Source organism: Candidatus Termitispirillum reticulitermitis (assembly GCF_054655775.1).
This window is the reverse complement of the sequence record NZ_BAAIHG010000150.1, coordinates 1-1,247: the sequence shown is the minus strand read 5'-3', so window position 1 is coordinate 1,247 and position 1,247 is coordinate 1. Positions and strand designations below refer to the sequence as shown.

2 protein-coding genes are annotated in these 1,247 nt (G+C 50.3%); both read left to right on the top strand.

The genetic code is table 11. The annotated features are described in order from the left end of the window. Nucleotides 1–931: hypothetical protein (locus AC1MDJ_RS07920; protein WP_479690378.1), on the top strand; the 931-nt coding region annotated here is incomplete at its 5' end. 47 nt (nt 932–978) lie between these two features. Continuing rightward, on the top strand, nt 979–1,247 hold a 269-nt coding region (locus tag AC1MDJ_RS07915), incomplete at its 3' end, for a hypothetical protein (RefSeq protein WP_479690377.1).

The following is a 1,247-nucleotide window of genomic DNA, read 5'->3' as shown; positions in this document are numbered from 1 at the left end:
ATTCACCGTTACCGTTTTTGTGCTTGTATCAATAAAACCCGAAGCGCTCCGTACCAGATCGGGGTTTTCATATTTGGTAAAGCCAAAGGAAATAAACTTCCCCTCCCCGGTATCCGCCTCCACCGTTACCGTATACTGCCTGATCGTCCCTATGCCGCTTACCACAAGAAAGGTAACGGTGAATGTTTCCTATCCGGTAGAAAATATTGCTTCGTATAAACTGATCCCCGCCTTTACCACCAACGGGGCAAAGGTTCTCTTGGGCGGAAGCGAACTGCGTTCGGGTGTGAATAGCCTTGATTTTGACAAACCGTCGTCATCATCGGATCTTGCCCAGCCCTTATACAACAGGCAGACAAAAACCTTTACGCTGGAACGACCCGAGACCCGAGTAAATGGAAACCGCCTTTGGCGGGAAAATCCACAATTCATTAAAGGACCAGGAAAGTTCCGCCCCGGCGTGGACAAAGAAACCCCGGTTGGAAGATTGTGTTTTTTTATCCAACAGCATGGCAATGGCAGTTTCATAATGATTAACGGATGCAAAGACCATGCCCGCCCCCAGTACGGGACCCAGGGCCAATTGGGGAACTTTTTTAAAAGGGATAAAATCCCAGCCTGCCTTGAGAAAGACGGGGACGATGCTTATGTCCAGCACCAGGGGATTATCCCCTTTGATATAGGTATATCCCGCTTCCGCCTGAATTCTGAGGGGCCCCCATTCGTAACCCAGCGCAGAGCGGAACCCCGGATAGGGTGTAATAAGCGTTTCCTGTTGAAAGCGGCGATCCTGACATCAATAATCCTCTCCCTTTCGTCGTGCAATAATTTTTTCCACGATCTTGTTCCGCCCGATGACGACAGGATAAAATCCTTTACCGTTCCCGGCCAAATCGGGAGCGCCGAAATAGGGACACAACTATCCGTGTAACGGTAAACCCCGGTACGGATATAAGCTCCCTTATTCCGCAGATACAAGTGGGACCCAAGGCGTCTCTTGTTCCGGTAACCTTTGACTATATCGAGCGGGCCTTCCCTTCCGCCAATCTGTTCAGGGATGCCATGGACTTTTATACCAGCGCCGACAAGGCGGACAAGGTAATCAACCTTATTAAACAAAACCGCGATTTTACCGTTCCCCCTTTAACCGAGCCCTTTGATTTTTCCGGCCCCGTTACCTTTCTTGTGGTAAGCGGCATAGGGACGATCAGGCAGTATACGGTAACGGTGGAGGCGGATACCGGGGA